41 protein-coding genes are annotated in these 24,834 nt (G+C 52.0%); 40 read left to right on the forward strand and 1 reads right to left on the reverse strand.

Annotated features, from left to right (window positions below):
• The 10 genes from BN8908_RS07400 to BN8908_RS07445 are packed head-to-tail and all read left to right on the forward strand — an operon-like array spanning window position 1 to window position 5,508.
• Entirely contained in the window at window positions 1–891 is an 891-nt protein-coding gene (locus BN8908_RS07400) for a hypothetical protein (RefSeq protein WP_004293632.1), read from the forward strand.
• Window positions 888–1,346, forward strand: a complete 459-nt coding sequence (locus tag BN8908_RS07405; RefSeq protein WP_004293633.1) for a hypothetical protein — start codon at window positions 888–890, stop codon at window positions 1,344–1,346. The genes BN8908_RS07400 and BN8908_RS07405 overlap by 4 nt, the downstream gene beginning before the upstream one ends.
• A gap of 15 nt (window positions 1,347–1,361) precedes the next feature.
• A complete protein-coding gene (locus tag BN8908_RS07410; protein WP_004293634.1) occupies window positions 1,362–1,637 on the forward strand; it encodes a DUF3846 domain-containing protein in 276 nt (91 codons plus the stop codon).
• A 4-nt stretch (window positions 1,638–1,641) separates the two neighbouring features.
• Window positions 1,642–2,121 carry a hypothetical protein gene (locus tag BN8908_RS07415; RefSeq protein ID WP_004293635.1) on the forward strand — a complete coding sequence of 160 codons (480 nt, stop codon included), beginning with the start codon at window positions 1,642–1,644 and terminating at the stop codon, window positions 2,119–2,121.
• Window positions 2,122–2,126: 5 nt separating this feature from the next.
• Window positions 2,127–2,447, forward strand: coding sequence for a hypothetical protein (locus tag BN8908_RS07420; protein WP_004303957.1), 321 nt, complete (start codon window positions 2,127–2,129; stop codon window positions 2,445–2,447).
• A 10-nt stretch (window positions 2,448–2,457) separates the two neighbouring features.
• Window positions 2,458–2,637, forward strand: a complete 180-nt coding sequence (locus BN8908_RS07425) for a hypothetical protein (RefSeq protein WP_004293637.1) — start codon at window positions 2,458–2,460, stop codon at window positions 2,635–2,637.
• 12 nt (window positions 2,638–2,649) lie between these two features.
• A complete protein-coding gene (locus tag BN8908_RS07430; RefSeq protein WP_004293638.1) occupies window positions 2,650–2,895 on the forward strand; it encodes a hypothetical protein in 246 nt (81 codons plus the stop codon).
• Window positions 2,896–2,923: 28 nt separating this feature from the next.
• Window positions 2,924–3,571 carry a hypothetical protein gene (locus tag BN8908_RS07435; RefSeq protein ID WP_004293639.1) on the forward strand — a complete coding sequence of 216 codons (648 nt, stop codon included), beginning with the start codon at window positions 2,924–2,926 and terminating at the stop codon, window positions 3,569–3,571.
• Window positions 3,572–3,584: 13 nt separating this feature from the next.
• Window positions 3,585–4,253, forward strand: a complete 669-nt coding sequence (locus tag BN8908_RS07440; RefSeq protein WP_004293640.1) for a hypothetical protein — start codon at window positions 3,585–3,587, stop codon at window positions 4,251–4,253.
• Entirely contained in the window at window positions 4,246–5,508 is a 1,263-nt protein-coding gene (locus BN8908_RS07445; RefSeq protein ID WP_004303952.1) for an RNA-directed DNA polymerase, read from the forward strand. Before BN8908_RS07440 ends, BN8908_RS07445 begins: the two co-directional genes overlap by 8 nt.
• 345 nt (window positions 5,509–5,853) lie before the next feature.
• Here BN8908_RS07445 and BN8908_RS18785 read toward each other — a convergent pair whose 3' ends face one another.
• Window positions 5,854–6,132: a hypothetical protein gene (locus tag BN8908_RS18785; protein WP_181951157.1), complete on the reverse strand. Its 279-nt coding sequence runs from the start codon at window positions 6,130–6,132 to the stop codon at window positions 5,854–5,856.
• A gap of 245 nt (window positions 6,133–6,377) precedes the next feature.
• On the opposite strand from BN8908_RS18785, the gene BN8908_RS07455 reads away from it, so the two are divergent.
• The 30 genes from BN8908_RS07455 to BN8908_RS07595 all read left to right on the forward strand — a co-directional run bounded on the left by BN8908_RS07455 (window position 6,378) and on the right by BN8908_RS07595 (window position 24,824).
• A complete protein-coding gene (locus tag BN8908_RS07455; RefSeq protein ID WP_004293642.1) occupies window positions 6,378–6,857 on the forward strand; it encodes a hypothetical protein in 480 nt (159 codons plus the stop codon).
• Window positions 6,854–7,942, forward strand: a complete 1,089-nt coding sequence (locus BN8908_RS07460) for a hypothetical protein (protein ID WP_004293643.1) — start codon at window positions 6,854–6,856, stop codon at window positions 7,940–7,942. Before BN8908_RS07455 ends, BN8908_RS07460 begins: the two co-directional genes overlap by 4 nt.
• Before the next feature lie 362 nt (window positions 7,943–8,304).
• A complete protein-coding gene (locus BN8908_RS18325) occupies window positions 8,305–8,484 on the forward strand; it encodes a hypothetical protein (protein ID WP_004293644.1) in 180 nt (59 codons plus the stop codon).
• A 12-nt stretch (window positions 8,485–8,496) separates the two neighbouring features.
• A complete protein-coding gene (locus BN8908_RS07465; protein WP_004293645.1) occupies window positions 8,497–8,784 on the forward strand; it encodes a hypothetical protein in 288 nt (95 codons plus the stop codon).
• A gap of 13 nt (window positions 8,785–8,797) precedes the next feature.
• On the forward strand, window positions 8,798–9,523 hold the full coding sequence (locus BN8908_RS07470) for a hypothetical protein (protein WP_004293646.1): 726 nt from the start codon (window positions 8,798–8,800) through the stop codon (window positions 9,521–9,523).
• A gap of 11 nt (window positions 9,524–9,534) precedes the next feature.
• Window positions 9,535–10,119: a hypothetical protein gene (locus BN8908_RS07475; protein ID WP_004303947.1), complete on the forward strand. Its 585-nt coding sequence runs from the start codon at window positions 9,535–9,537 to the stop codon at window positions 10,117–10,119.
• 33 nt (window positions 10,120–10,152) lie between these two features.
• Entirely contained in the window at window positions 10,153–10,389 is a 237-nt protein-coding gene (locus tag BN8908_RS07480; RefSeq protein WP_004293648.1) for a hypothetical protein, read from the forward strand.
• Window positions 10,370–11,302, forward strand: coding sequence for a hypothetical protein (locus BN8908_RS07485; RefSeq protein ID WP_004293649.1), 933 nt, complete (start codon window positions 10,370–10,372; stop codon window positions 11,300–11,302). Before BN8908_RS07480 ends, BN8908_RS07485 begins: the two co-directional genes overlap by 20 nt.
• Before the next feature lie 55 nt (window positions 11,303–11,357).
• Complete coding sequence (locus BN8908_RS07490) at window positions 11,358–11,648, forward strand: hypothetical protein (RefSeq protein WP_004293650.1); 291 nt, start codon at window positions 11,358–11,360, stop codon at window positions 11,646–11,648.
• Between the two features lie 51 nt (window positions 11,649–11,699).
• Complete coding sequence (locus BN8908_RS18955; RefSeq protein ID WP_004293651.1) at window positions 11,700–11,918, forward strand: hypothetical protein; 219 nt, start codon at window positions 11,700–11,702, stop codon at window positions 11,916–11,918.
• Window position 11,919: 1 nt separating this feature from the next.
• Entirely contained in the window at window positions 11,920–12,129 is a 210-nt protein-coding gene (locus BN8908_RS07500; RefSeq protein WP_004293652.1) for a hypothetical protein, read from the forward strand.
• A 59-nt stretch (window positions 12,130–12,188) separates the two neighbouring features.
• Complete coding sequence (locus BN8908_RS07505) at window positions 12,189–13,211, forward strand: hypothetical protein (protein ID WP_004293653.1); 1,023 nt, start codon at window positions 12,189–12,191, stop codon at window positions 13,209–13,211.
• Between the two features lie 2 nt (window positions 13,212–13,213).
• Window positions 13,214–13,750 carry a hypothetical protein gene (locus BN8908_RS07510; RefSeq protein WP_004293654.1) on the forward strand — a complete coding sequence of 179 codons (537 nt, stop codon included), beginning with the start codon at window positions 13,214–13,216 and terminating at the stop codon, window positions 13,748–13,750.
• A gap of 15 nt (window positions 13,751–13,765) precedes the next feature.
• Window positions 13,766–13,981: a hypothetical protein gene (locus tag BN8908_RS07515; protein WP_004303944.1), complete on the forward strand. Its 216-nt coding sequence runs from the start codon at window positions 13,766–13,768 to the stop codon at window positions 13,979–13,981.
• A gap of 21 nt (window positions 13,982–14,002) precedes the next feature.
• Entirely contained in the window at window positions 14,003–14,815 is an 813-nt protein-coding gene (locus tag BN8908_RS07520; RefSeq protein WP_004293656.1) for a hypothetical protein, read from the forward strand.
• Complete coding sequence (locus BN8908_RS07525; protein ID WP_004293657.1) at window positions 14,794–15,579, forward strand: hypothetical protein; 786 nt, start codon at window positions 14,794–14,796, stop codon at window positions 15,577–15,579. The genes BN8908_RS07520 and BN8908_RS07525 overlap by 22 nt, the downstream gene beginning before the upstream one ends.
• 69 nt (window positions 15,580–15,648) lie before the next feature.
• Complete coding sequence (locus tag BN8908_RS07530; RefSeq protein ID WP_004293658.1) at window positions 15,649–16,548, forward strand: DUF932 domain-containing protein; 900 nt, start codon at window positions 15,649–15,651, stop codon at window positions 16,546–16,548.
• A gap of 11 nt (window positions 16,549–16,559) precedes the next feature.
• The gene (locus BN8908_RS07535; protein WP_004293659.1) at window positions 16,560–17,150 is read left to right on the forward strand and encodes a tyrosine-type recombinase/integrase; all 591 of its coding nucleotides are present in this window, start codon (window positions 16,560–16,562) and stop codon (window positions 17,148–17,150) included.
• Window positions 17,151–17,231: 81 nt separating this feature from the next.
• Window positions 17,232–17,900 (forward strand): hypothetical protein, encoded by a 669-nt coding sequence (locus tag BN8908_RS07540; protein ID WP_004293660.1) that lies wholly within the window; start codon window positions 17,232–17,234, stop codon window positions 17,898–17,900.
• 424 nt (window positions 17,901–18,324) lie between these two features.
• Window positions 18,325–18,621: a hypothetical protein gene (locus tag BN8908_RS18960; RefSeq protein ID WP_235837418.1), complete on the forward strand. Its 297-nt coding sequence runs from the start codon at window positions 18,325–18,327 to the stop codon at window positions 18,619–18,621.
• On the forward strand, window positions 18,608–20,512 hold the full coding sequence (locus BN8908_RS07550) for a hypothetical protein (protein ID WP_004293662.1): 1,905 nt from the start codon (window positions 18,608–18,610) through the stop codon (window positions 20,510–20,512). Before BN8908_RS18960 ends, BN8908_RS07550 begins: the two co-directional genes overlap by 14 nt.
• Window positions 20,509–21,381: a DpnD/PcfM family protein gene (locus BN8908_RS07555; RefSeq protein WP_004293663.1), complete on the forward strand. Its 873-nt coding sequence runs from the start codon at window positions 20,509–20,511 to the stop codon at window positions 21,379–21,381. Before BN8908_RS07550 ends, BN8908_RS07555 begins: the two co-directional genes overlap by 4 nt.
• A 140-nt stretch (window positions 21,382–21,521) precedes the next feature.
• Window positions 21,522–22,193, forward strand: coding sequence for a hypothetical protein (locus tag BN8908_RS07560; RefSeq protein ID WP_004293664.1), 672 nt, complete (start codon window positions 21,522–21,524; stop codon window positions 22,191–22,193).
• Entirely contained in the window at window positions 22,190–22,540 is a 351-nt protein-coding gene (locus BN8908_RS07565) for a hypothetical protein (RefSeq protein ID WP_004293665.1), read from the forward strand. The genes BN8908_RS07560 and BN8908_RS07565 overlap by 4 nt, the downstream gene beginning before the upstream one ends.
• 15 nt (window positions 22,541–22,555) lie before the next feature.
• Window positions 22,556–22,861 (forward strand): hypothetical protein, encoded by a 306-nt coding sequence (locus BN8908_RS07570; protein ID WP_004303937.1) that lies wholly within the window; start codon window positions 22,556–22,558, stop codon window positions 22,859–22,861.
• A gap of 10 nt (window positions 22,862–22,871) precedes the next feature.
• The gene (locus BN8908_RS07575; RefSeq protein WP_004293667.1) at window positions 22,872–23,300 is read left to right on the forward strand and encodes a hypothetical protein; all 429 of its coding nucleotides are present in this window, start codon (window positions 22,872–22,874) and stop codon (window positions 23,298–23,300) included.
• Between the two features lie 32 nt (window positions 23,301–23,332).
• Window positions 23,333–23,851 carry a hypothetical protein gene (locus BN8908_RS07580; protein ID WP_004293668.1) on the forward strand — a complete coding sequence of 173 codons (519 nt, stop codon included), beginning with the start codon at window positions 23,333–23,335 and terminating at the stop codon, window positions 23,849–23,851.
• Window positions 23,852–23,885: 34 nt separating this feature from the next.
• Window positions 23,886–24,065 (forward strand): hypothetical protein, encoded by a 180-nt coding sequence (locus BN8908_RS07585; RefSeq protein WP_004293669.1) that lies wholly within the window; start codon window positions 23,886–23,888, stop codon window positions 24,063–24,065.
• The gene (locus BN8908_RS07590; protein WP_004293670.1) at window positions 24,046–24,309 is read left to right on the forward strand and encodes a hypothetical protein; all 264 of its coding nucleotides are present in this window, start codon (window positions 24,046–24,048) and stop codon (window positions 24,307–24,309) included. Before BN8908_RS07585 ends, BN8908_RS07590 begins: the two co-directional genes overlap by 20 nt.
• An 11-nt stretch (window positions 24,310–24,320) precedes the next feature.
• Window positions 24,321–24,824, forward strand: coding sequence for a hypothetical protein (locus BN8908_RS07595; RefSeq protein ID WP_004293671.1), 504 nt, complete (start codon window positions 24,321–24,323; stop codon window positions 24,822–24,824).
• The last annotated feature ends 10 nt before the right edge of the window (window positions 24,825–24,834 follow it).

Raw genomic sequence — 24,834 nt, forward strand, 5'->3', positions numbered from 1 at the left:
ATGAGATACATCATCGATTCACGTTATTTCGACGGGACATGCCTCACGTCGATGTCGGATGACATGCACAGCGACTACGGCGGCGAGACGCTGGAAGCACTGCGCGAAAGGGAGAAGAACCCGTACCTGGTCGCTGTATCACCGGTACGCATGACACTGCTTGTGAAGCGTTATACCCGGGCACTTTGCAAGCCCTTCCATGAAATTACGGAGGAACGTTATTACGAACTGCTGGAATGCCTGCCTCCGGCCCGCATGCAGAGCGACTGGTTCTTTGTCGGGGAACCGTATTACCGAAACCTGTACGCGCTCTGTTTCGAGTCGGACGGCAGGTATTTCCGGGCGGAACGTCCCGTACGTCTTTCCAATGTGGAAATCTACCGCCAGATTCGGGAACACATGGAGAAAGTAAACCTGCATCCCGCCATCGTCAAGAAGGCTTCCTTTGTCAAATATGTCAATTGGTACAAAAAGACGGTCACCTACATACCGTACTATTTCGAGTATGGAGGTAAAATATATTTCCTGAAGAACCTCGCCACTCGGACGGGATCCGAATTTGGCGACCGCCGGGAACGGAACGAGATGGCGGCATTGCTGAGGAACCTGCGCGGAAACCGCTACGAATACTGTACTTTCTACTCCCAAAAGAAGGACATCTTCGAGTTTTTTGACTGGCTACGGAAGAACAAATACACGCTGGAAATCCAGGGCGACTTGTTCGACTTTGCGGATGACCGCTCCCACGTGGACTTTCACGGCAATGTATGCGAGTATTCGGCTGTGTTCCATTACCGCATCTATTCACGCAAGCTTTTTGGCCATATCATTAACCAGCTACGCACCGTGAAACGGTATCACGCGTGGCATAAAAGGAGGGAAATACGATGAAAATCTCAAATGAACCTACCCCATACCTCCTGCTCAAGGCAGGAACTGACAGTGCATGGGATTGCTGCGACTTTGCAATCGTGTACCTGTCAAAAGAGTGGAGACAGACACAGTCCGGCAGGCTGGAAGCCGTCAAGCCATTCAAGGATGACATCAGTTTCCAGTCTTTGAACTTTTATGACATATCGGTTGGTTTTTACCAGCCGGACGAGGACGGGATACTGGGCAGCGAGGACTTGCCGGAAGACAATAACTGGTGCTTCGTGGAACTGACCGAAACGGAACTGGAAAGGTTGGTTCCGCCGGACAATGTGCTGGTCAGCCATATCTTGGCGGTATTTGCAAACGGGGAAGCCAGATACCGGGCGTACGGCAAACATACCGACGAGCGATTCTGGACTGAAAAATTCCCTTTGCAACAGATTTTGGATATACTGGCGAGTCATGAATCTTAAAATTTCAAAGCAACTATGACAGAAATCATCAAAACGGACGGAACACGCCAACCCGTGCAGCCAGCCAATGGCTCAGACTTCACGCTGGAGGAGATGCAGGCGATTGTCGGCGGCTACATCGAACTGGTGGAACTGGACGGGAACACGACAATGGTCGTCAACGAGGAAGGCAAATTTATCCCTCTGTCCCTCAATCTTGAAGCGAGCAGGATATTCCGTGCTCATCACCCGGCGTCGAAAGACTTCATCGTTGGGGACGTACTTGTGTGCAATAACAATCAAATCAGATAAAATTATGGATAAAGAGAAAGCAAAAGCGCTCAGCAAGACCCTCGCATGCTACAAAGAATTACAAGAGAATAACAGTGTAAACCTGATCGAGTTCCATACCGCTGACGGGCAGAAACACGGTATCGGCAACCCGGAAGCCATCAAGCTGTTGCTTTCGGTGGCCGTCATCGAACTGGAACGCCAGCTCCGGACCGCACAGTTCGGTGATATTCCGGAAAGCCTGGAGAACAGCCGCGAGTACAAGGCGGCCAAACAGCTGGAATACGCCATGAACGATTTGGGATTCAAGTCCGAACGTTTCGCCCAGGCTCTTCCTTATTTCCACAAGACACTGGAACAGACATTCTTCAGAACGGTAAAGGCTTCCATTACCGCTATGGCAGGGCGTGATTCACGCTGCATTGACGACCGCAACCGTGCTTCATACGAGATGTGTCAAATGCTGGCCTCCATGCTGGAAGATACCCGTCTGCCCTTTATCTAAATGCCATGTTCATAGACGAGAGGACACAAAACCGCCTCCATGCCGTGCCGGGAGAGAGTATCTCCCACGGCACGATGCGCACGCAGGACCTGATTCCGGCGTTCTTGGACGTTATCCGTGACACACCGGAGTACGTGCAGGTGATGAATGCCATCCCCGCCCATGCCATGGAGGACAAAGAAGCAGACTGGTGGAACAGCGATGACGCGGCGGGATTGCTGGAATCGCTGTTCGACACGCTCGATAGTTACTCACCGGAGGGGTACTATTTCGGTGCTCATCTCGGTGACGGGTCCGATTACGGATTTTGGAAAATGGACAAGTGAATGTCGGAACATGGTACGGATTACAAAAGACAAGCGGCATGACATTCTCAAAGACGGGATTCGTATCGGGCAAATCTATCTTGCCCGTGCCGAAAGCAGGAAATTAAGATACTGGGCAATCTCTTGCATGAGTGGAATCGGCTTCAACACTTTCAATGAAGCCCGCAGTTATGCCAAGGATTTCCTTTAATAAAAGAATCGCATGAAAAATTGGATACAACAGATGCTTTTGTGGCGTAAAAAGACGGACAAGGGCAGAATGACACTCGGAAAGGTGCAGAAAGAGTATCGCGAGAATGACGTATGCATGGGAGAACTCCTTGATGCCCTTCCCGCCGACGGCCTTTCCATAGAGGAAGCTTTCGAGCTGGCTATCACCGCCAAGAAGTGGGCGGACGGAGACCGTTTCTACCGGAGTATCAACGATGGAGAACCGGAAGAATTGTAAGGTAAATAACAATAAACAATAATGACAAATGAGCAGATATGATTTTATAAGATTCGGCGGCTTTGTCAACTGGGCGGACGAGGACACGGACACGTTCCGGAAAATGAAAGTCTGCCTGCCGGTAAAGGAGCCTGTCGAAGATGACACGAAAATAGGACTGATTTCCACGGACGAGGACAATCCGGAAGAAATCGCGGTTTCCTATTCCGTCAGGGCAGCCGAACTCATCCCTTGGACGGACTCATTCCAGGAAGGATACTGGAAAGCCCTGATAGTGGCAGAGGCAAACGGAGCAGGCACGGACGTATTGCTGCCCATGCTCAAAGATGCCGGACTATGCCTGATGGAATGTGTCTTCCTGATGCTCCGGAGCGATGCCTGCAAACTGTTTCCGGTCCTGTGCCGGCTGTTCCCGGAAGTGGAGGAAATGTTTGAGATTATCACATGGAATGACAGGGAATATTTTGTCAGGGAACTGACGCTGTTCCGTGGAACGGGCGGGGAATACAAAACCCTGGTCTCTGTAACGGGTCTGCAAGACGTGCTGGTCGGCAAAGACGGCGCACCCATATCGGACGAGGCGGAGGCCGTGGACCGGAAAATCTGCTATTACTTCACGGACGAGGAGTTCCTGCTGCCGGAAGAGCGGCTTGTGGCCCTTGCGGAGGATGCGTGAGAAATCATAATGTATGTACAAAGACCAGAAAATGAATAAAAGAATGAACAAACAGCAAACCACTCCCGTTACCGACACTTTTAAGGGGATGCTACTTATGTCAATGGGTGTCCCTGTAGGAAACATCCGTCCCTACCGTTTGAAGTCGGCACCTTCCTGCCTCGGCGGTTTCGAGCGCATGAGCGTAGCGGCAGCACGAGCCTCGGGAATGGATATCCCGGAGACGGAGAAAGAGAACGATGAAGTTTACATATGCCGCTTGGGACCCGCCGTCTTCCATAAATGGATGCCTGTCTGGATGTTCGAAACCGCTTTCGAACCGGTTCCCGAGCAGAGACGCGGTGACCGCATCCGAACACTTACGGAAGAGATGAACAACCATCACGTGGCGGAGAAAGCCCTGAATGAAAAATGTTACGCCCTGTCCGTGAAGCTGCTTTCCGAGTGTGGCGGCAGCCTTGATGACAACGGTGAACAATCCTCGACCTATCTCCATGTTGTGGACCGTGACCCCGTGGAACTGGTCATCACGAACGCGTCGCTCCGGAAAGACGGGAAAATCTTCATCATGGGTTACAGTTACTACACGGGCGAGGAGTACGAGCAGGAATGTGACGTAGAATCCGGCATGGACATACTGAATTTTATCCTTTCCCAAAAAAGTTTTGAGTGCCATGAATGAAGACAAGATATTGCAAATGTTCTTCGACATAGGCCGGTGGACGAAGGCCATTGAGAAAGGCGTGCTGAAAGACATTAGGAAAGACCAACTTATTCGGCTGACCGACGAGCATACCCGTATGGCGATGGCCTATGCCATGCGCCGGGGAAAGTACGAGATTTCCCCTCCCCACACGGCGCAGATACCCAAGGACAACGGTGAGTTCCGCACAGTGTACGTAAACGAGCCGATGGACCGCGTAGTACTGGGTATCGCCAACGACCTGCTCTTCGAGTTGATGCCGGAGATGCTGCACTCTTCGTGCAAGTCCTACCAGACCGGTATAGGGTGCGGCAAGGTAGTTACGGAAGTCAGCCACCGGATGACAGAAACCGGCAATAGCGGCTGTCTGGGCTGGAAGTCCGACCTTTCCAAATACTTCGACAGTGTTCCGATACGGTTCATCGACGAGGCGTTCGACAAGGTGGAGGCCAAACACGGCCAGTCTGCCCTGATAGACGTACTTAGGAAATATTACCACTCGGACCTCTATTTCGATGAAGATAACCGGTTGCAAAGCAAGTATCAATCCTTGAAACAGGGTTGTGCTGTGGCTAGCTGGCTGGCGGATGTACTGCTCTACGACCTAGACAGGGAACTGTCACAAATGAACGGCTACTACGTCCGGTATTCCGACGATATGCTTTTTATCGGCAAGGATTATGAAAAAGCGATGGACACACTCCAAAAACGCCTGGAAGATAAATCCATGAAGCTAAATCCCAAGAAAGTGGAATACCTGGCAGCCGATGTCTGGTTCAAGTTCTTAGGATTCAGTATCAAGGGCGGCATGGTCTCGCTCTCGTCATCACGCATCAAGACCTTCCAGCACGAGATCGAGCGGCGGACAATCCGCTGCCGGGACACGACACTGGCAAAAGCCGTGGACGCCGTGAACCGTTACCTGTACAAGGGCGAGTTCAGCTGGGCGATACAGGTATTGCCGGTCTGTAATGTGAAGAGTGACCTCAACGAGCTGAACAAGTTCGTGATGGACTGCTTTAGAGCCGTTCAGACGGGCAGGTGCAAGATCGGCGGTCTGGGATATGTCCGAACCAAACCGGATGGCTGCATCGTCCGGGGACGGGGACGCAACGTGAAGGCCAACCGCGATAAAACAGACCGGGACATACCGGGTTACCTGACTGTCGGCTGCATGCGTAACGCCCTTCTGACCAGCCGGGCGGTGTACAACACGCTGGTGGCATCGCTATAAGTTACGCCGGGCACACGGCAGAACGGGTGGACGGGCAGGCTATTCAACGTTACAGGCTTATAACCAGAATCCATATCGAGATTAACCGGTCTAACACCCGGTTAATCCCATCTCGATTCTGGCTGCGCCTGTAATGTATCGGGAAATTAAAGTCATGTGCCGTCTGTCCCGTACCCGTTACCGGAGCACACCGGGAAAGTTCAAGGAATAGGTTTGGGCATCCCGCGTACCAACGTCTTCTTTCCGAGTCTGAAGGCGGCTGACCGTCGCCTTCGGACTCCGCAGAAGACCCATACGCGGGATACATCGGAAGCATAAAGCCATGTGCCGGTATTATGAGAACTTTCAGTCTTTTCCAGCACGGGAACGTGCGGTTCGGGGGAATGGATTCAGCCTGCTGTCCCCGATAAGCCCGTCTCGCGCCGTCGTATCCCTAACGTTATACGACGGCGCCATTCCGGCTTCCGCCACAGCAGACATCGGACCTGTAAAGGAACGTGCCGGCATTCCGGGAACCGCAAAAAGAACAGCACAGGGCAAAGGGGGCAAGGCCGGGATTTCAACAGAGCCGCAATTCACACGGCTGGAGCCTGTGTTATCTCCTGCTAACACGACAGATGACACAGGTTCCAGCTGTACTCGCGGCCCGTATCAGGTTTTTAAAGGGATGTGCCGTCCGGATGAGTCCCCTGAACAGAAGGTAGCGCGACCGCATATGCACGAGGGACCCAAATTCAAGATACAGTATTCAAGCTTGGTCCTGAGCCAGGCAACTACCTGGTTCAGGACCGAAGTCCTACTGTATTTATCAGGACTATAAAGATACGCGCCAGGGGTTTGAGTGCCATTAATTGTAAACAGGTGAGAAAATGGAAGATATTTACCGAGAAACCGTCACCGCCATAGAGAACGGCGCAAATTTCCGGATTGATTTCCAGTCCAGAAGTTTAAAAGTAAACGGGAGACACATGATACGGAACGGCAGGTATGATGGCGCTCCGTGGTTGCCGGAGTACGGCTGCGGGGATTTTTTCACGGATGTGGAGGAGCTGTACCGCCGCTATAAACATTCGATACCATCGGAGCGCAGCCAGAGCAAGTCCCGCCGGTATTTCATGGCATTGCCCGAAAGTGACCTCGAGGACGGGGACATGCTGTACGGGCAACACCGGGATACCGCGCAATTCGAGCTGGAATTCTATATCCTCTGCCGGATTATAGGCGGGTTCACATGGAATCCCGAAACGATGGGCAAATGGTTCTGGCAAAGCGAAAAAGACAAGGACCTGGTGATACTCAGAAAATGGGTGGAACCCGGAAGTAATCAATTATTAACAAATTCACAATGAGTAGAAAGAAACAAGAAACAAAAGTCCTGTGCCCCGGATGCGGCACGGAATTCGCCATCGCGGACAAGGAATTTGCCGCCACGGGCACCGTTATCGGCAAGAATTCGGATTTGGGCACCGTCTATCCGGTGGTGGCCGGCCATAATTCTCCTGCCGGACTTCCCAAAGGGGCGCGGGAGCGTATCGAGGCACTCCGCGGTGCCGGTGTGGACGTGAGCTGCCTGTTCGCCATGCAGGGAGCCGAGGGCGGCGAGTATATCGCCTCCAACAAAGACGGGAAACTTACCATCCTGGATGACAACGACCCGATATTCGGCAGCATCATGGCACAGGGTACCGTTCCCAACAACCGACTCTTCCGCCGGTGGGTCATGGCACAAATGTTCCATATGATGTCATACACGCATTACCGTGAAAAAGAGCCGGCAGGGGTGACCGAGATGATTCACCGGAAAGGCTATGATTACCAGTGGAAAATGCTCTTGAACGAGCTGCACGCCCAGATGAAGATGGAACACAAGGACATCACGGGTTTTGCCGAGAGAAACCGCTGGTTCAACCGTGATGTGGTTTTGGCCATCGCGAGCGACTATGTCAACGCGCTGAAAAAACACGTGGGCAACCTGGAAACAAGAAAATGCAAGGGAGTTCCCTACAAGCGTATACACGGCCGTAATATTTTCGTGGAGGACCTGCAATCCAAACTGTACTACCCGCTTTCCATCGCGATAACCCACATCAGGCACGCGTTGGACGCCACACAGCTTTACAACGCGGTCAGACAGTTCAATGACCGTCGTATCCGGCTGCCATGGGGCACTCCTCAAAGCAAGGCATGGATGGATGCCTATAAGGGAGCCGGGGCGTTCTTTACCATGCAGAACCTGATTCGTTTCCACGGTTGCACGGCTGTCAATGACCGGGGTCGGCGTCTGGACAAGTACCAGTCACTGACGTTCCTGTCAGCCAAGGCGGAAGAGTATAAAAACGGAGAAGGCTGGCGGTTGCTGGCAGTCCTGAAAAAAATGCTGGCGGACAACAATATCAACATCAAAAAGAAGATGGCGGCATGGCGTAAGAAATAGGCCGTCATCACCATCCGCCCGGTAGGCGGCGCGGTGTGGCGGGTCAGAATAAATTAGTACTCCCTCCATTGAAATGATGCTCATCCCTGTTAACACAAGATGAGCATCTTTCAATGGAGGCATTACATCGAAAACGTAAAGAGATGCCCCTGTTTGACGACCACACCGCTATTCTAATCAAAACGACATAATCCTTTATACGATGAGCAAGAAACAACTACGACGCAGGGCCTACCTGCTGTACCGGTTACGAAAACAGGGTATCCGATGCCTGACACGTTGCCGGACCATCTTCTACCTTTACGGGGAGGATCCTAAATCAGTACCGCAGATTTGCAGCCTGATAAGCGAATTCCATTTCCATGTCCAGTTTGAAATACCCGCCTGACATGAAACCGGGAGACATTGCAACGCTGAAAGTGCCCTACAAGGGCTATCGCCGTATAGAACTGTTGGAACGGCTCCAATACACCTGGCTGGTACGCATCTGCGAGAGCAGGAAGGAGATCGAGGTCTATGAAGACGAGTTCGAAACGGATTAAAGGCACGGAACAATGAAAGGAGAACAACAGGAAGAACGCGTACCGAACTTCATCGGCAATGCCGTCATTATCCTCACGGCCAGCCATCTGGGCTGCGAGGTGGAGATGCTCGCCACCGCACAGGAGGTGTGGCGGACGAAACGCCTGCCCGAGGCGGTACTGCTGGGCATGTACGAAAAGGCCGCACGCGATGCCGTGTCGGCTGTCCGGAAGAGAGGTCTGGCGGAACAGGCTGACCGTCTCGGAGAGATATTTTACAGGACGGGGGAATTTCCCCCGCCGGAAGAAGACAATACATAAAAAGGAGTAACAAATGAAAACAAGGACTTTTCAGGAAATATATGATTTCTGCCGTACGGACGATACCTACCGGAGCTATTTCGAGGCATCGGACGAGTCCCGCATTACCGGAGCAAGGGCAAGAAAGTACTATTACGGCGACATCCGCCGAGGCCAGTGCCGCGTGGGGACATTCATCTACCGCCAGTCGATGCGGCAGCTTGAAAGGTTCCTCGGGGGCGCAAGGCAGGACCACTACATCCATGTTGACCCGCCGGCCTGCCGGGGAGTGAGCCTCAAGGACGATATGTTCCCCGGCCAGACCGCCTATATCGTGGTACATGTCAGGAGGCAGGGTGTGCAGATTGAAATCGAACACCCGTTGCATGGTGGATGGGTGCATTTCACGGCACGCTCCCACCGTCCCTTCACCAGGGAGGGAATCATAGCCGAGGCGAAGTCCTACATTGACAGCCACATCCTGCTGGCACCGGGAAGATACCGGGACTTGCAGCTGGAAAATATGGTTTCCAAGGAACAGTTCCCCGCATGGTACAGGCTGTATAAAATGAGGCTGCACGACCGGGCGGAAGCCGAACATCGGGACATGGTGGACAGATACAGGCACAGGAACGACCTTACCTACGGGGAAGCCCGTGACATGCTCGCGGCTTCGGGTATATTCTTCGACCTGAACTGCGACGAGTTCGAGCGGGACGAGATTACGGAACAATTTGTAAGACTTTGTAACAAGACATAATACCCAGGCAAATGAATCTATATAATCAAATCAAATATAACGGGTACCGCATCAACATCTATTATGATGATGACGCCCGAAGCCCGCGTGAAGCATATGACAATCTCGGTACGCTTTATACGGCACATCGTCGCTACCGCCCGGAGAAGGAGTTTGATGACCACTTCGATATCGACAAGGTTTTTGAAGGGCATATCGGAAATTTCCGGGAATCGTTCCTGAAGGAATATATCGCCCTGCCGGTCTACCTCTACGACCATGGCGGCATTACAATATCCACCTCGCCGTTCAGCTGCCCGTGGGATTCCGGATTTTTCGGAATCATCGCGGTACCGTTGGACAAGGTGCGCCGGGAATACGGGTGGAAGAACATCACCGCGAAACGCAGGAAGCGGATCGAGGGATACCTGCAAGACGAAATCAGTACCCTTGACAACTACTATACCGGGGAAGTTTTCGGGTATCGCATCATGCCGGAAAGTGACGATGACAATGAACTGGACAGTTGTTGGGGATTCTATGGTACGGAATGTATGAAAGAACTGGAAGCCGAATGCAGGCATATTATCGACGGGCAGAACAAAGCGGTAGCATAAAATAGAAAAATACGCATAATAACTGGAAATACAATGAAGACATCATACGGACTTGAATTTGACACGGTAACAGAAATCAATCCTGAATGGAGCGGCTATGACAAGACGATAGCAGGATGTCACCTGGCCAATGCCAGGGTGGTCATCGTGGATACGGAATACGGGCAACCGATAGACAATGAGCATGACCTTGAAGAAATCTACCGGATTCTCGAAAAGAAAAAGACAGGCCATACTAAAAATGAACGACATGGAAGAAAAACGAGATAACAAGGAAATCAGGGTACGCCTGCACCATATCGACCGTGGAAACTGCACGGAAGTGTGGGAGGTGCAGACAGAGAAGGGTAAGCCCAAACGCTATCTGGGACGTGACGACGGTTATGGACCGAAGGAGTGGTACACGCTCTGCGATGCTCCCTACGGCTATTGCGAACGCGACTGCCATGTGAGGGAGGACCTCACCCTCATTGTCTGCGACAAAGATTGGAACGAGGTGTTGCGAGACGGAACGGACAGGGAACGCTTTCCTGAAAGTTTCCCTTCACTGGATGAAGCCTGCAACGAGGCATGGAGCAAGGTCGTGAAAGTGCTTCCGCATGTCACGCACAAAGGTTTCGGGCAGTGGATCACCAAACAGTCATTCCTCCCGCTCAGCCAGACCGAAGAATTGAATTGGCGGGATAGCTACTATGAGGAAGAAGCGAGTGAGATACTCTCACGTTTTACATGGATCGGTGAAGAGTATGCCATATTCAAGGTTACCCAGAGGCACACCAAGTGCGACGCCCAATGGTACGAGTATTACGCGGGGAAGACAAACCGGCAGGAACACGAGTGGTATACCCGTTTCTTCGGTTACGAGTACCATGACCGGCATATCAGCGACGTACTCCGGACACTCGGAAGGCGGTGCGACGACATCATCCGTACTGCGGTGGAAACCCGCACGGACCACTATTACGGGCGTACGGTTTCCTGTTTCATGGACGAGTTCATCGGTTACGACCTGTCCCATGAACAGGTCCGTGACGCCAAGGAATGCAGATTGCGCAAGGCACGGGAAGACTACGACGAAGCGAACGCCTACTATTACAAACTGAAAGAGAATGAGGAAAGCATCCGTGGTATCGAATTGATGCTGCACTGCATAAGACAACAAATCCGAAAAATGAAAAGATAATGGCCAGAAACTACATGTAGCCAGAGTTTGGCAAATCGAATACAAATATCCGGGTATGTATGGCGGGGGCGGTCAGGATATCTTTTATGATATCCTGACAATGTTCGAAGTTGATAACTCCGCAGAAGACGCCTATACCGATGACTTCGAAATAGCCCGTTCGGGTCTGCAGCAGCTAAGAAAACATATCTCAGAACAGGATGAAACCTTCCGGCAGAATGCCGAAGAATTTTATTCCTGCCTGGCAAAGGCCGGGATGGACCGGGAAAAGTTTATCGAAGTACTTGATTGTCTAATCAACGGCAGTGACCAAAGCGATGCCTATGTGCATGTCTCATGGTTTTAATGATATGCCATGAAGGCGTTTCGAGCAAACCTGCCGTAACATCAAACCTGTATGAAACCTAAAGATAACGGGCTGGCCAACCTTCATGACCGGAAACGTGAGGAACGCGGTTTCTGCTGCATGCAACTGATCATATTCCTTACAGACAATGGAGTGAAGAGCTGGGATGAATGGCACCGGGCGCATACCGACGCGGCCCGGGGCGAATGCAGATACCGCAAGCGGTGCCCGGTTTATGGACGTAGCAAACATTTAATGAACAATAAATAATATGGTACTTAATATTGTAAAAAACGACCTGCCTGCCTCATGCATTGCAGAATATGTAAGATGCGTGTTTGACAATGCCAAAGTAAACATCAAAGATGAAAATGCAGTATCCGTCGACATCGAAGTGACCGGAAAGAACGAGCTGCACTCTTTGGAAGGATTAAAAGAGTTGGAATACTATTTTAAAGATTATGACATAAGAATATGGTGACCGCCATGCAACGGGCGGCAAACCGGAAATTGTTCAACTACAGATAAAAAACAAGCAACATGGAACAGGAAAAACCTACAAAGCCGGAAACAGACAGAACCTTTCCGGAAGACGATGACACACTTTACCGTGAAATGACAGTGCACATGCCCCGCTGCTATTTTCCGACTTCGCTAGGCGAGAACAGTATCCTCAAATTTGCCGGAGAGGAATTCCGCCGCGTCAAGAATATTGTCTGCCGGCGCTACAACTTTAACGAGGACAAATATATCCGGGAGAACGCCGGCGTATCCCCTTTCGACTCTGTTCGAGGCAACTTCGAGCAGGAAGTGTACAGACGTCTCCGTAAGGATTATGCGCACCTCAGTATCATCTCCATCAGAAGATCACTTATGGAGAAAATCCGCGACGCCGTGAAGAAGGAGAACAACATCATCGGCACGTTCTACCGCAACTGCGGCGTACATTACCGGGAGGCGGAATCAGCGGAGTATGAAACCTCCCCGATAGTGGTGGTCCACAATTCCGCTTTTTACGGATACGGCGGTTATGAAAGTGCGACCGTTTATGAACTTTTCATCGACGGGAACGGCAAACTGCTCTGCACGCTCAACGGCGAAGCCGGCGAGGATTTCGATGAGCCCATCGGACAGGTACAGACCGAGGGATTGCTTGAGATTGCCCACTGGCTGGAAGAACACGGGTTCATCTCCGCTGATGTCAATGACGACGAGATTGTCGTATGCGAGGGGTGCGGTTCAGACAATATACAGACCCAGGCATGGGTGGATCCGAATGCCCGTACATTCATCGGTACCACGGGTATAGACCGCTATGATAACTGGTGCGACGAATGCGAGGACCATCAGCCATTCTGTACTTTAAAAGAGTTCAAAGAACGCATGGAGGAATGGTGGAACTCGTTGGACGCAAATCAAATGGAACAGATCACGGGTTGCCGTCAGGACAAGTGTCCGGCCGGAGACAACCATCAGGGGTTTGCCGAAACCTGCAATGAATGGTGGGAAAACAAGGGCTATGACGAGAAACGTAAAATCTGGAAAGAACATAATGACTGCTGATTATGATTTACAATCTTCTTAAACGCATACAGAACCTGTTGGCTTCCAAGCCGTCCGGGACAAAGGAGGAACAGGAAATCCTGAGTCTGGTCAGCCAGGCGCTTCCTGCAATGCTCAATGGGCATGATACGGAAACACTTGCCGCCAATGAGCTGCTGGTACGGATATGCCCCGACACCAAACGGCCGGTCCTCGTATGCCATAACGGCAACGGGCAGTGCCTGTGCCTGCACAATGGGACGACGGAAGAGGATGCCGTCGACGTGGACTTATGGCTGCGTTCCAACGGTAGAGAGTGTAACGGCTACAACAAGTTGCAGGAGGCTGTCGTGGACCTTGCCTACAATGCCGGGGCGGACAACCTGTGGGAGGACAGGGACTCCCGTGCCGTCAATGCCGAGATCGTCCAGTGGGCGGAAGAATTCGAGACTGAGCATGCGGGCACTGATTGGGATGCGGAGGACTACTTCCTTGCCATCGACAGGTTTTACAAGGAAAAGACAAAACAAATGAATCCGGTTACAATACCGGCGAACTGAAAAAATGGCAACCGAATGGACAAGGAAATTGCAGAAGAAATCATCCGGGAAAACCGTTATCCGTCCGGATATGACATACAAGACTATCTGTTTGACAATGAGGATACTGTGCTTTCTCTGGAGGACGGAACGGAGCTGCTTGATGACTTCGACCTCTGGAAAGAACGTTCCGACCTCGAACTTGAAAAAATCATGGACCGGAACTACTGGTCCTCGACTGGTGGATATTAGATTAAAAACAGGAATATAATTATGGTAAGAGAACTTTATCAACGGCTCAGGGAATATTTCAACAACTTACCCGAACCGACAGAAGAGGAAAGACAATTTATCCGGGAGCTGAACGCCGGGTATTTCCCTATCACGTCCGTCCACCGCGATGACCTGGAAGGACAAGGTTTCGATGTGGAAAAGATCAGCGATGACGACATGCAGAATCTGGCGGAAAAGATGGCCGACGATTACTGCGAACAGTTGTTCTGGCCCAGCATGGAAATCATTGCCGGAGAAATCCTGAGTTTCCCGAAAGTAAAAACAAAAGACATTATCTGTCCGAAATGCAATTCGGAAAATATCCGTTATGATATTCACGAAAGTCGGTTCCACTGCGGCGAGTGTTCCCTGGCATGGGATGACAAGTTATATGCACTCGTGGAATTTCCCGAGGAAAGTGCTCCTTTCGAGGAAGAAGGAACCGGTTATCCGGCATGGGGAAGCGGGGAGAACGGGGCGCTTTACGTGCCCGAGGAAGACTATATACGCCATACCGGCAAATCTCCCGAACGGGACAAGTGTTACCGTGCCGTGTGTTGGCCGGACTCCCAGAAATACATGGGAACGAAAGGTTGTGAACCCATACAGGATGAAAACGGGATACGGGATTTCGGCACATCGGCATACTGGGTGCCGCTGCTTCTGACGGAAGAAGCGGCAGAGCGACGAATGGACAAGAAAAAGGTACCGGTATGCCCCGAATGTGGGGGCACAGATATTGACATTCTGAGTGACGAGGGCGTGGCCGTATGCAATGACTGCTGCCTTGAATGGCCTTACGCGGAGGATTGAGAATGGAAACGGTAGATGTTTATACGGAACGAGGCGACCTGGTCACCTGTTCCGATTGCGGCAAGGTGATGCTCCTGCCGTATGGAGCGGATAAATGTCCCGCCTGCAAGAAAGAAGGTTGCCTGGTATGGACGGACGAAAGCTTGCGGGAAGCCGACATCGACTCCCTGCTCGAGAGGCACTGTAACCTGCACCAGAAGAGCGAACTGCAACCGGAGGAGTATCTTTCACTTTCCATACTGGTGACCGAGTATATTCCATATCTGGCCGATAAACCGCAGACAGCGCGTGAAACCCTGTTCCTACTCCTTGAAACCGGCTCTCTTTTCGAGAAATACTGGCGGGATACAAGATGCTTCCAATCCGAAAATATCTACACGCCCGCCATCAAGACACTGCTTGACAAACTGGACGTGAAACTGCGAGAGGGCGACACGATTCCGGTAGAATACCAGGATTGCCGCTCCCTGGAGGACTTCTTCAGGGTCGTTGCCGGCGAGCGTCCGGCAAAGGAAGAGGTATCGTTTTCTTCAGATAAGGAGGGAAACTATTATTTCAACGGACGCAAGGTCAAGGTGGAAAATTCTGACGAGTACGCCTACCGCCTGCTGAAAACCAAAATACAGACGAGCTACCGGCGTCCGGTAGATTTTTACTTCCGCTTCCTTGCCCGTTTCGGACCATACGGAACTTATGGCAACGTGTATTACCCGAGTATCACGGACCTGATATGCAGGCGTTACCTGCCTGAAACCGCAAAATGAATTCCGGAAAGGCGATGGACAACGGTTCACCGCCTTTCTTATTGTATAACTTTTTTAATATCAATCATTATGGCAACAGCATTAGCAACAACGGCCGCCCCCGTGCAGTTCGATTTCCAGAACAACAACGTCGAGGTGATGACGCTCGACACGCTCCGGCGCACACACAAGGAAAATGACATCTATGGCAACCCGCTCAAGGGAATCTACCATTACGAGGTGATAGAGCGCATGGCGGACATCTGCCAGAAACACAACCTGAATTACGAGGTGGAGGAAATCTTCGCCGCCCAGAACAAGAACAAGGCACAGCCCGGCGTGGTCGTCCTGCCCCAGGTGGAACAAAAGTACGGGGCGATGGCCGTCGAGGCGCATATCCTGCGCCGCGTTTATACGACCATCCGCATTAAGGAATGGGAAACGGACGAGCTGACCACGACGCTTGTCATCGCCTTCCATCAGGACGGCATCCAGGCGGCCATCGGCCCGTGCGTCAGGGTGTGCCACAACCAGTGCATCCTCTCCCCCGAACGCAGTGTGTCGAACTACGGGAAAGACAAAGTCACCACCGAAGAGCTTTTCGGTCGTGTAGACGAGTGGCTCTCGAACTTCGAGGTACAGATGAACGAGGACAGGGAACGCATCCGCCGCCTGAAAGCGAAAGTAATTACCCCGGTGGAGATGTACGCCTACATCGGATTGCTGACAGCATTGCGCGTATCGCATGACAGTTCCGACAAGCGTCTTTCGTCCAAGGTGGAGACCTATCCCCTGAACCAGTCCCAGATTTCCATCTTCACCGAGGACCTGCTCAAACTCACCGAAGAGAAGAAGACGCTCACGGCGTGGGATATCTATAACGTGGCAACCGAAATCTACAAGCCCGGACGTACGGACATTCCGGCCATGATTCCCCAGAACGGGGCGCTGGCCGAGCTGATGCTCTCGGAAGGGTTGCCGGAATCTTAAAAGGCTGCCACGTGACAAGAATCAAGGGACAACTGACGACAGCCGACTACCTGCCCATAGCGGAATATAACAGGCTGGTCCGCGGGCTTGAGAAGGACGGCGAGTACCTGTGGGAGACCTACTGCTGGCTGTCGTTCTGCACGGCATGCAGGGCCTCCGACGTGAGGACCCTGCGCTGGAAAGACATCTTAGGAAAAAGCACCATGACCCGCATCGAGCAGAAAACAAAGAAAAACCGCCTGATCAAGTTCAACAGGGACGTGCAGGAGAAGAACCGTTTCCTGTACGAGATGCTCGGACAACCCGCCCCCGAACAGTACATCTTTCTCAGCCCGCGTACCGGGAAACCTTACTCGCTGGAATACATCAACAGGCTGCTCAAGGTATTCAAGGTAAGGTACAGGCTGCCGATCAGGGCATTCTCCACACATACCTTCCGCAAGACTTTCGGGCGCTATGTCTACGAGCTGATGGGACGCTCGGCCGAGGGCCTGATCCTGCTCAACCAGATATTCCGCCATTCCAACCTGGAAACCACCCGGCGCTACATCGGGCTGGCGCAGGAGGACATCGACAAAGTGTTCGATTCCATACGTCTATGAGAATATTTTCAACGATGCCCGGAACCCGAGCGGGAGGTTCCGGGCTATGCTTTATATAACATATCAAAATCAGAACTGTAAATGGACACACCGATATATATCGACACATACTTCCGCGTCGAGTCCGGCTATGACGGCGGTCGCATGCCGGAAGAGAAAGCCGGACGCTTCTTCGACGAGGTAAAGCGCCTTTTCACGGAAACAGGGTTCAGCATCAAGGAAAACAAATACAAAGACGGTTGTCCCGAGGTGTATCTCGGAAAGACATGCCTGTACTGTCATCCCCAATCGTTATCGGGCCCTGTTCTTAAAGAGCACATGGAGCTTATCGAGAAGATTCTGGCACAAGGAACGACCTTCCGGTACCTACGTACTGACACTTACGGCGAGATTCTCGACCTGACGGAGGAGGAAGAACTCGCGTATTACCACAAGACTCATGACATGACTATCGGGGGTGTCTTTCTCGACGCCTTCCGCACCAAGCGCCGGAACCTGTACAAGAGCCGGGAGCAGGTGCTGGAAATACTCGTCGAAAAGCTGCGTGTCAAGACACTCCGTGGGAAGTCCGTTTATTCGAACACCTCCCCGGCATACCGTTATATCAGGGAAATGTACGGGAAAATGGTGTCTGAAGGACGGCTCGTCGAGGGATGCAAGCAAACCGCTTCCGGGAAACTGCCGCTCTGCCGCACGGCAACCGGCAGGGAACTGAAAATGAAAAGACGGGAAGACGACAGGACGGAATGACACGCGGTTCCGTACCGGACATGGCCGGATACCAGTCCGAAGACTTCTGTAAATCATAATTTTCAAGCCGGACTGTCAATCGAAAGAAGGACGACCCGGCTATACTTCAACAACAAGAGATAGCACTATTATGAGCATACAAATCGGAAAACTGTTGCCGGACGGCAGTGTCCGGCACATCAAGGCGCTCCATGAGACGCTTTCAAAAGACCTTGTGAGGAAACTCCGGGTGTTCTATCCCAATGACAGACGGGTAGATGCCCTGCTGTCGCTGGGCGACATACAAAAACTGGGACCGTCACCCTATGGAAAATGGACAGGAACCGGCGATACCGTCCACTGTTTTTCAAAGATCCGTGACGGACGGGAAACACCGCGGCAATCCGCATCACGCATCGCGGACAACGCAGACATTTTCGGCCGCATGGAGGACACGTGCCTCCTGTTCGATAACGGCAGATGGCGTGTCATGGACAAGGGAGAATACTGTGAACAGCCGCTCTTCGTCGAAGATACGCCCTCCCATGACAGCATGAAACCGATCACGGTATATGTGAACAACCATGTCCGACTCGAAAAGATAAATACACCGCAGCACTGGCAGGGACTTGAGGAACTCGCCGAACGGGAATCCAGGATACTCTATGTCTACCGGGGGTGCCGCCTTGTGAGAATCGTCCGTTCGTCCAACCTTAAAAAGAAACTGTATGCGGCACAATAACATCGTATCGGCCATAGAATGGCTGCCGGAACACCTGTTCACGGAAGAGATCGTGGAAGCAGCCGTCGAAAGCAAGGAAATAGAGGTGCTGAGCCATATTCCGGGACGTTTCCTCACACCCGGACGTATAGAACGAATCATCGCGGGCAGCACGGAGAGCTGGCACAGCTTCGAGCTGCGCAATATTCCGGAGGCGTACCGTTCGGGAGCAGTCTGTGACTACGCCATGCGCAAAAAACCGAAGAATATCACGGCCGTTCCCGAAGCAATGGTTACCCGAGAAATGGCAGAAGCGGTCATCCGAAACGGACGCGGGGATTTCGACATTCTCGCCTTCATACCTGAACGCCTTTGGGATGCGCAACTGGCATACCTGGCCTTGCGCAGCTATATTTACGACCCGTATTACACGGACAGCAGGACAGACGCCGTCATGAAAACGGGGCTTATCCTCGGATATGTCCCCGTTGAGGTAAAGACTCAAGAGTTCTATTACGGGATGCTCGACGGGATGAAAATATTGAGCACGGTTACCGATGCCGTCGTGCCGTCCCGTTTCAAGACTGCGGCATACTACCGCAAGATGGCGGAACATGACCTCTCGCTTGTTCCCGCCCGGTTCTATTCCTATGAGATTCTCCATGCGGCTGTCTGTTCGACCGAAGGAAAAAACTTCATCACAGACCCCCAGTTTTTCAAGCCGTTGTCGGTATATCTGGACGACATGCTGGCGGACCGGCTGATGGAGAAACACCCTTACATGTTCGGGGAGTTGCCGAAGCGGTTCAAGACACCGGAAAGACTGGTCATTGCCATCGATAACAGCAAACGGGAGACGAACTGCTATATCGACGAGGAAACTGAACAATCCCTGCTCACGGTGGAAGTGTGCAAGGCATTCATCCGAAGAAACGGCAACTGTCCCGAATTTCCTGAAAATGTATGGACGCGGGAATTTGTCGACTACTGCATGGAGCACGGGACGAGTTTCCGCTGGTTCCGCCAGATGCCCAAAAAGTTCCAGAGCTCCGCGAACACGCAGGCGGCGTATGATTACGGTCATTACCATATCTGTGACTTTGCCAAACGGTTCATCACTCCGCAAATGGCGAAGGAGTGCTACCAGGAGCGCAGTTATGCACATGCCATCCCCGGACATTTCCTCACGGAGTTCTGCCGACAGACCGGACTGCCCGAGAAGTTCTACGGCGGGGAAACCACGATGCTGTCGCTGAAAAACAGCCGTGACGACTATACTTACTGCAAAGTCGGCAATACCTGTCTGGCCTTTTACCTGAAAGAACAATACGAGCCGTCCTCGGCACATCTGATGATGACGCGGTCGGATTCAAAATACTGCACGCCGGAGAAGGTGTTCGACGTGCCTGTCGGAACCTTCCACCGCACGTGGCTGGAAAAGATCGTGGCGGAAAACGACCCCCGCTTTGTCAAACCCCGTGTGGACAAAGCGTTGAAAGCCGTACAGGCGGTCTGCTATTACGGTGTCGAGAAGTTGAAGGACCTGAACCGTACGGAAATCTTCCGCAACACCTTCATGGGTGAGACCATCGGTTACTGCGCCCGCCGCAGGGACCTGACCTACCACAGCGACAACTGCGGGACCCTTATCGAGGGCTTGAAGTTCAAGATCCGGGGAATGGCTGTCCCCGTAACCTTGGCGGAAGACATGACTCCTTATACGGCCGACATGCTGCACCGGAAGTTCGGCTTCTGCTATATCGGAATGACGGCATTCGCCACGGACTACGGCCTGGACATGGAGAAGGCATACACCTTTGCACAGATGCGCCAGATCGTAAGGGAGAAAGGGCACAAGCCGTCATTGAGAAACTACAAACGTGAACTGAAACAAATAAACATCATACAATGAAAAAATACCGGATAGCTATCGAAGAGACGCTCCGTAAGGTCGTGGAGATCGAGGCAGAAACGCCCGGTCTGGCCGTCTGCAGGGCGGAAGACGAATACAATGAAGAGAAACACGTGCTGTCAGCCGACAATTTCGCAGGAGCTGACATCGCGCTCTCGACTGATGACAGCACGGTCATGGAGACTCTGGAAGACGTGGATTTCATCGGATACGTGCAACGCCGTTTCGAGGAATGCCGGGAGTCCATATCCGTCGAAGACAAAGTCCGGCTGGCATTCGGAAGTTTCGACAACGCCCTGTATGAGTTCGGCGAATACCGTAAGGAGGCGGCTCGGAACCGCCCGCAGGTCTACCTGCTGTACCGGAGCGATGCCTGGCACAACCGTTCTTCCATGGAGCTCATAGCCCCGTTCTCCTCCCTCGAAAACATGATGGAGTACCTGCGGCGTAAGAAGAAGGAATTCCGCCTGACGGAAAGTGATCTGGAAGAGTTCAAGAACAACCGGCAGACGAAGGGGCGCGACGAAAACTACCTGTACGAGTCGGATTATTTGGATGTGCTGCCGGAACAGGAACCCGAACTGCCGCCGAAAGATGACGCTTTCTATGACAAGGTTTTCACCTGCGGGCAATCCGAGCTGTCACGCAGGGAGTTGGAATCTCTGCCGGAGCCGTTCGATACCTACCATGTTACGGACGAAGAAATGGAACAGATTGTGTACGAAACGGAAATGGAGACACGGGACCGGCTGCGGCTCGGTAAAAGAAAGCCCATAGATTTTGACAATGACCGCCATAGTGAAATCTGGTGGGAAGAAATGGAAAAAGCAGTGGTAAGGCACGGCGTACCGTACTACGAGGCCGAATAACGAAAATAGAACCTGTTCATCACATGCCATAATGATGACGGGCCGTCGCGGCTACGGCTGCGGCGGTCTTTTTTTTCAAAACGAGGTGAGTATTCCACCCCTTATACAAAACGATTACCTACTCTTAAAAAAACGGATTTATGAAACAGACAAGACAGGATTTCTTCACGGCGAACGGGGAAGGAATCAAAATCATGACATTTACGGAGTTCGCCCGGCATATCCTGCGTATGGAATGCGGGGAAAGTCTGGAACTGTATGCCGTTGTGAACCGGCAGACACGGGAATGCTCCCGGCCGCTCTCTGTCAGAAAGGAACAATGGAACGGTACGCCCTTTTACCTGCTCGGCGGGCACGGGCAGGAAGTCCGTACCATCAATTTTGCGGGTCGTCCGAAAGAGGAGTTTGAAACGACCTGCCATGATGTCTTGGACAGCTACGATGCCGTGGAAAGTATCGGGGCGGTCGTGTCAAGACTGCGTGAATTATCTCCTGAAGAACTGCATAAGCGGATTGCGGAAGAGATGAAGACCGGCTGTAAATACCTGTTGGTCTACCGCAGCGAGGAGGAGATGACGGCCGCACTCGACGGCAAGATATACGCCATCAGCGATACGGACGGCAAATTCCTTTGCGACCTGTATCAGCCGGATTATCTCCATCTGGAAAACGGGGGCGATATTGTGGACACCGCATCCATTCCGGACATGCATTTCCATTCCGATTGGGCAATCGCCAACCCCACGGTACGCGACAAGGTGCTCTCCTCCCGGATGGTGATTATATATACCCACGAAACGGTAACGCTATGATAGAGATTGGCAACAGGATAGAAACGCCGGAAGGTGTGTTCTATGAACTGGAATACGGAGGGGAAGGAAACATCTACAAGAACGAGGATGCCTTTCTCAACCGCCCCGATGAAGTGTGCTATGTACCTGAATACGCGGCAGAAGACCGTGAGGACTGGCGTGTGTCGGAGAGCAGTGACGGCTGTTTCACGCATAACTCACTGCTCGCCCTGTGCAAGGGTAATGAAGAGGTGTGCCAGGATCTGTTTTACAGCCTTGAATGGACGTACCCGACCACCTTGCTGGAAGAATGGGACTCGAACGGCTATTTCGATGAGATCGAGGGCTGGTATGACAGTAACGATTAAATGGAACGGCATATCATGGACAGGAAATACAAAATCACATACTCGGGAAAAATCACGGGCAAGACCCCGAACTACATATTGAGCCTGCGGGCGCATCTGAAAGGCATCTTCCCTGAAATGGAACGGTATGGTAAGGAAGAATTCGACCACGTGCTTCATTGCATCAGCTCGTTCATTGATGATTTTACCTTCAAGGTACGCAATTCCCGATACCGGGGAGACATCCTGAAAAGGACTATCAGTAACGACTGCCTGAAAGTGTTCAACCTGGGTGACGAGAAAGTGATACTGACCGTCTCCTTCACCCCGCTGGAAACATGAAACCAACAATATGACAGATATGGATAAAATACAGAAAGACAATGCGGAGCCGGGCAAAGCCCCGGACAAAATGAGCGCCGACAAGCTGCATCTGTTCGCCACCCAGTACGCCTTTATCGACGGACGGCTGCACGAGGCCGAGCAAGCCATGCTGAAATTCATGCTGGAGTTCCTGGCACAATATGGCCGCGTATCACTCGGCCTTACAGAAGAGGAGGAACTCGATGACAACAACTTCCCCGTCACGACAACCTTGTACGGGAAGCACGACACGCCCCGTATCAAGCTTACCGATGTCTACCTGACGGATGACGGGGAATATCTCCTTGCTGACGGAATAGATGCGGAGACCGGGGAAAAACGGGACGGATTCTATATCTACAGCGAACAATACGCCGATATCTTCCAGTTCGTCGGCCACGCTTCGGAGATGAACTGACGAATGAGGAACAACCATAAAACGAAATATCAATGGACTGTATCAAAGATTTACAAGACGCCATCCGCAACATTCTCGTGAACAACGGCCTTACGGAACTCTGTCTGGGAGAGCCTGACGAACTGGACGATCCCACCTATATCATCTGGTATGACAGGCACTGTGAGCCTCACGAAGACCCGGTATTGAAGGTTTACCTTGAAAATGAGGGCATTGCCGTTGAGGTCGAAGCCCGCAGTTTCGGGAACACGATAACCGTCTACGATTATGACATAGACCGTATTGAATGGTGGAAAGGCATTCATGCCAATATTCTGGAAGTGCTGGAGCGTGACGGCAAGCGCCGGTGTCCGGCCTGTGGCAGGACGGTCAAGGGGAAGCAGCGGTATTGCGGTGCCGGATGCCGTGATTTCATGACTCCCGGACCGACAGTGGAGCAGGTCGCGGAAAAAGCCAACCGGAATATCCGCAAACTGGCAAGCCTTGCCGCCGGAAAAGACAAGGCGTACCGGAAGCGGCTGATAGAGAAATATACCGTCGGTCCGTCATAAGCCGGCTTTGTTACACTAAAAAATGTATGATATTATGGCAACAAGAACCATTTACCTGACCGTACGGCTCGATATCGACAACCCGAAGGCTGATGAAATAACGGACGAAGAGGTTGACGAAATTATCAGCGAAGTGGACTATGAATTCAAAAATTACGGGGACTATGAAATCGACACGGAAATCTGCGGGAAAAATGACGAAGGTGGTCTTTAGACGCTATCCCGACGGACAGGTCATCGCCCTGTTCCCGGACATACCGTGGAGCGGACGGCGGGGTGAAATAACCTCCTACATGCATGTCGGCCAGCATGGCGCAGCCGACTATGCGGGCGTGATCGCCATGACACGGCCAGCCCATGAAAAGGAGTACCGCAACCCGCTTTCCGAACTGAGAGCCATCGGTTACGATGACCTACACATCATGCGGCGTGCAAGACCGAAATTCATAAACAGCTAAAAACAAATCTTATGTCTCATAAACCGAATGCCGTTCCTGTCTTGCAGGAGGGAACGGTCTATACAATTATACTTGACAACGGACGAAAGGTCCACGACGTAATCTATCATGCCTGTGTCGCCTCCGGCAAGTCGTATTTCGCCAAAGGCGATAAGACCTATCCCGCCGAAAAGGTGCGGAACCATTCAATCACCGGACATGCCGCATCGGACGGCTCTAGAAGGAACGGCACACCCAATCCCGACCGCTTCGCCATCACGGATGAAGTGTGCGAGGTCGTTGATGTAGTTACCACGCCGGAAACCAATCCGGAAATGTTCCGGTGTCGTGTCAAATGCCTGATGTATTCAGGCCTGTCACAAGCCGAGGCTGAGAAAGTCATCGCTTCAACGCCACTAAAGCTGGAACTCTTCTACGACGTAGGCCGTGGCAGTTTCGCTATTGACGCCGAGGCAGTTGGCAACACACCGCTGTATAATCCTTACACGGGAAAGGAAATCCCGGATGAAACCTAAGCCGAACTAC

This window comes from Culturomica massiliensis (genome assembly GCF_900091655.1).
Classification (GTDB): Bacteria; Bacteroidota; Bacteroidia; order Bacteroidales; family Marinifilaceae; genus Culturomica; species Culturomica massiliensis.

What these genes read in the sequence shown, in the direction of transcription:
- BN8908_RS07400 (WP_004293632.1), top strand. Translation starts at nt 1, where the DNA reads ATGAGATACATCATCGATTCACGTTATTTCGACGGGACATGCCTCACG.
- BN8908_RS07405 (WP_004293633.1), top strand. Translation starts at nt 888, where the DNA reads ATGAAAATCTCAAATGAACCTACCCCATACCTCCTGCTCAAGGCAGGA.
- BN8908_RS07410 (WP_004293634.1), top strand. Translation starts at nt 1,362, where the DNA reads ATGACAGAAATCATCAAAACGGACGGAACACGCCAACCCGTGCAGCCA.
- BN8908_RS07415 (WP_004293635.1), top strand. Translation starts at nt 1,642, where the DNA reads ATGGATAAAGAGAAAGCAAAAGCGCTCAGCAAGACCCTCGCATGCTAC.
- BN8908_RS07420 (WP_004303957.1), top strand. Translation starts at nt 2,127, where the DNA reads ATGTTCATAGACGAGAGGACACAAAACCGCCTCCATGCCGTGCCGGGA.
- BN8908_RS07425 (WP_004293637.1), top strand. Translation starts at nt 2,458, where the DNA reads ATGGTACGGATTACAAAAGACAAGCGGCATGACATTCTCAAAGACGGG.
- BN8908_RS07430 (WP_004293638.1), top strand. Translation starts at nt 2,650, where the DNA reads ATGAAAAATTGGATACAACAGATGCTTTTGTGGCGTAAAAAGACGGAC.
- BN8908_RS07435 (WP_004293639.1), top strand. Translation starts at nt 2,924, where the DNA reads ATGAGCAGATATGATTTTATAAGATTCGGCGGCTTTGTCAACTGGGCG.
- BN8908_RS07440 (WP_004293640.1), top strand. Translation starts at nt 3,585, where the DNA reads ATGTACAAAGACCAGAAAATGAATAAAAGAATGAACAAACAGCAAACC.
- BN8908_RS07445 (WP_004303952.1), top strand. Translation starts at nt 4,246, where the DNA reads ATGAATGAAGACAAGATATTGCAAATGTTCTTCGACATAGGCCGGTGG.
- BN8908_RS07455 (WP_004293642.1), top strand. Translation starts at nt 6,378, where the DNA reads ATGGAAGATATTTACCGAGAAACCGTCACCGCCATAGAGAACGGCGCA.
- BN8908_RS07460 (WP_004293643.1), top strand. Translation starts at nt 6,854, where the DNA reads ATGAGTAGAAAGAAACAAGAAACAAAAGTCCTGTGCCCCGGATGCGGC.
- BN8908_RS18325 (WP_004293644.1), top strand. Translation starts at nt 8,305, where the DNA reads ATGTCCAGTTTGAAATACCCGCCTGACATGAAACCGGGAGACATTGCA.
- BN8908_RS07465 (WP_004293645.1), top strand. Translation starts at nt 8,497, where the DNA reads ATGAAAGGAGAACAACAGGAAGAACGCGTACCGAACTTCATCGGCAAT.
- BN8908_RS07470 (WP_004293646.1), top strand. Translation starts at nt 8,798, where the DNA reads ATGAAAACAAGGACTTTTCAGGAAATATATGATTTCTGCCGTACGGAC.
- BN8908_RS07475 (WP_004303947.1), top strand. Translation starts at nt 9,535, where the DNA reads ATGAATCTATATAATCAAATCAAATATAACGGGTACCGCATCAACATC.
- BN8908_RS07480 (WP_004293648.1), top strand. Translation starts at nt 10,153, where the DNA reads ATGAAGACATCATACGGACTTGAATTTGACACGGTAACAGAAATCAAT.
- BN8908_RS07485 (WP_004293649.1), top strand. Translation starts at nt 10,370, where the DNA reads ATGGAAGAAAAACGAGATAACAAGGAAATCAGGGTACGCCTGCACCAT.
- BN8908_RS07490 (WP_004293650.1), top strand. Translation starts at nt 11,358, where the DNA reads ATGTATGGCGGGGGCGGTCAGGATATCTTTTATGATATCCTGACAATG.
- BN8908_RS18955 (WP_004293651.1), top strand. Translation starts at nt 11,700, where the DNA reads ATGAAACCTAAAGATAACGGGCTGGCCAACCTTCATGACCGGAAACGT.
- BN8908_RS07500 (WP_004293652.1), top strand. Translation starts at nt 11,920, where the DNA reads ATGGTACTTAATATTGTAAAAAACGACCTGCCTGCCTCATGCATTGCA.
- BN8908_RS07505 (WP_004293653.1), top strand. Translation starts at nt 12,189, where the DNA reads ATGGAACAGGAAAAACCTACAAAGCCGGAAACAGACAGAACCTTTCCG.
- BN8908_RS07510 (WP_004293654.1), top strand. Translation starts at nt 13,214, where the DNA reads ATGATTTACAATCTTCTTAAACGCATACAGAACCTGTTGGCTTCCAAG.
- BN8908_RS07515 (WP_004303944.1), top strand. Translation starts at nt 13,766, where the DNA reads ATGGACAAGGAAATTGCAGAAGAAATCATCCGGGAAAACCGTTATCCG.
- BN8908_RS07520 (WP_004293656.1), top strand. Translation starts at nt 14,003, where the DNA reads ATGGTAAGAGAACTTTATCAACGGCTCAGGGAATATTTCAACAACTTA.
- BN8908_RS07525 (WP_004293657.1), top strand. Translation starts at nt 14,794, where the DNA reads ATGGCCTTACGCGGAGGATTGAGAATGGAAACGGTAGATGTTTATACG.
- BN8908_RS07530 (WP_004293658.1), top strand. Translation starts at nt 15,649, where the DNA reads ATGGCAACAGCATTAGCAACAACGGCCGCCCCCGTGCAGTTCGATTTC.
- BN8908_RS07540 (WP_004293660.1), top strand. Translation starts at nt 17,232, where the DNA reads ATGGACACACCGATATATATCGACACATACTTCCGCGTCGAGTCCGGC.
- BN8908_RS18960 (WP_235837418.1), top strand. Translation starts at nt 18,325, where the DNA reads ATGGAGGACACGTGCCTCCTGTTCGATAACGGCAGATGGCGTGTCATG.
- BN8908_RS07550 (WP_004293662.1), top strand. Translation starts at nt 18,608, where the DNA reads ATGCGGCACAATAACATCGTATCGGCCATAGAATGGCTGCCGGAACAC.
- BN8908_RS07555 (WP_004293663.1), top strand. Translation starts at nt 20,509, where the DNA reads ATGAAAAAATACCGGATAGCTATCGAAGAGACGCTCCGTAAGGTCGTG.
- BN8908_RS07560 (WP_004293664.1), top strand. Translation starts at nt 21,522, where the DNA reads ATGAAACAGACAAGACAGGATTTCTTCACGGCGAACGGGGAAGGAATC.
- BN8908_RS07565 (WP_004293665.1), top strand. Translation starts at nt 22,190, where the DNA reads ATGATAGAGATTGGCAACAGGATAGAAACGCCGGAAGGTGTGTTCTAT.
- BN8908_RS07570 (WP_004303937.1), top strand. Translation starts at nt 22,556, where the DNA reads ATGGACAGGAAATACAAAATCACATACTCGGGAAAAATCACGGGCAAG.
- BN8908_RS07575 (WP_004293667.1), top strand. Translation starts at nt 22,872, where the DNA reads ATGACAGATATGGATAAAATACAGAAAGACAATGCGGAGCCGGGCAAA.
- BN8908_RS07580 (WP_004293668.1), top strand. Translation starts at nt 23,333, where the DNA reads ATGGACTGTATCAAAGATTTACAAGACGCCATCCGCAACATTCTCGTG.
- BN8908_RS07585 (WP_004293669.1), top strand. Translation starts at nt 23,886, where the DNA reads ATGGCAACAAGAACCATTTACCTGACCGTACGGCTCGATATCGACAAC.
- BN8908_RS07590 (WP_004293670.1), top strand. Translation starts at nt 24,046, where the DNA reads ATGACGAAGGTGGTCTTTAGACGCTATCCCGACGGACAGGTCATCGCC.
- BN8908_RS07595 (WP_004293671.1), top strand. Translation starts at nt 24,321, where the DNA reads ATGTCTCATAAACCGAATGCCGTTCCTGTCTTGCAGGAGGGAACGGTC.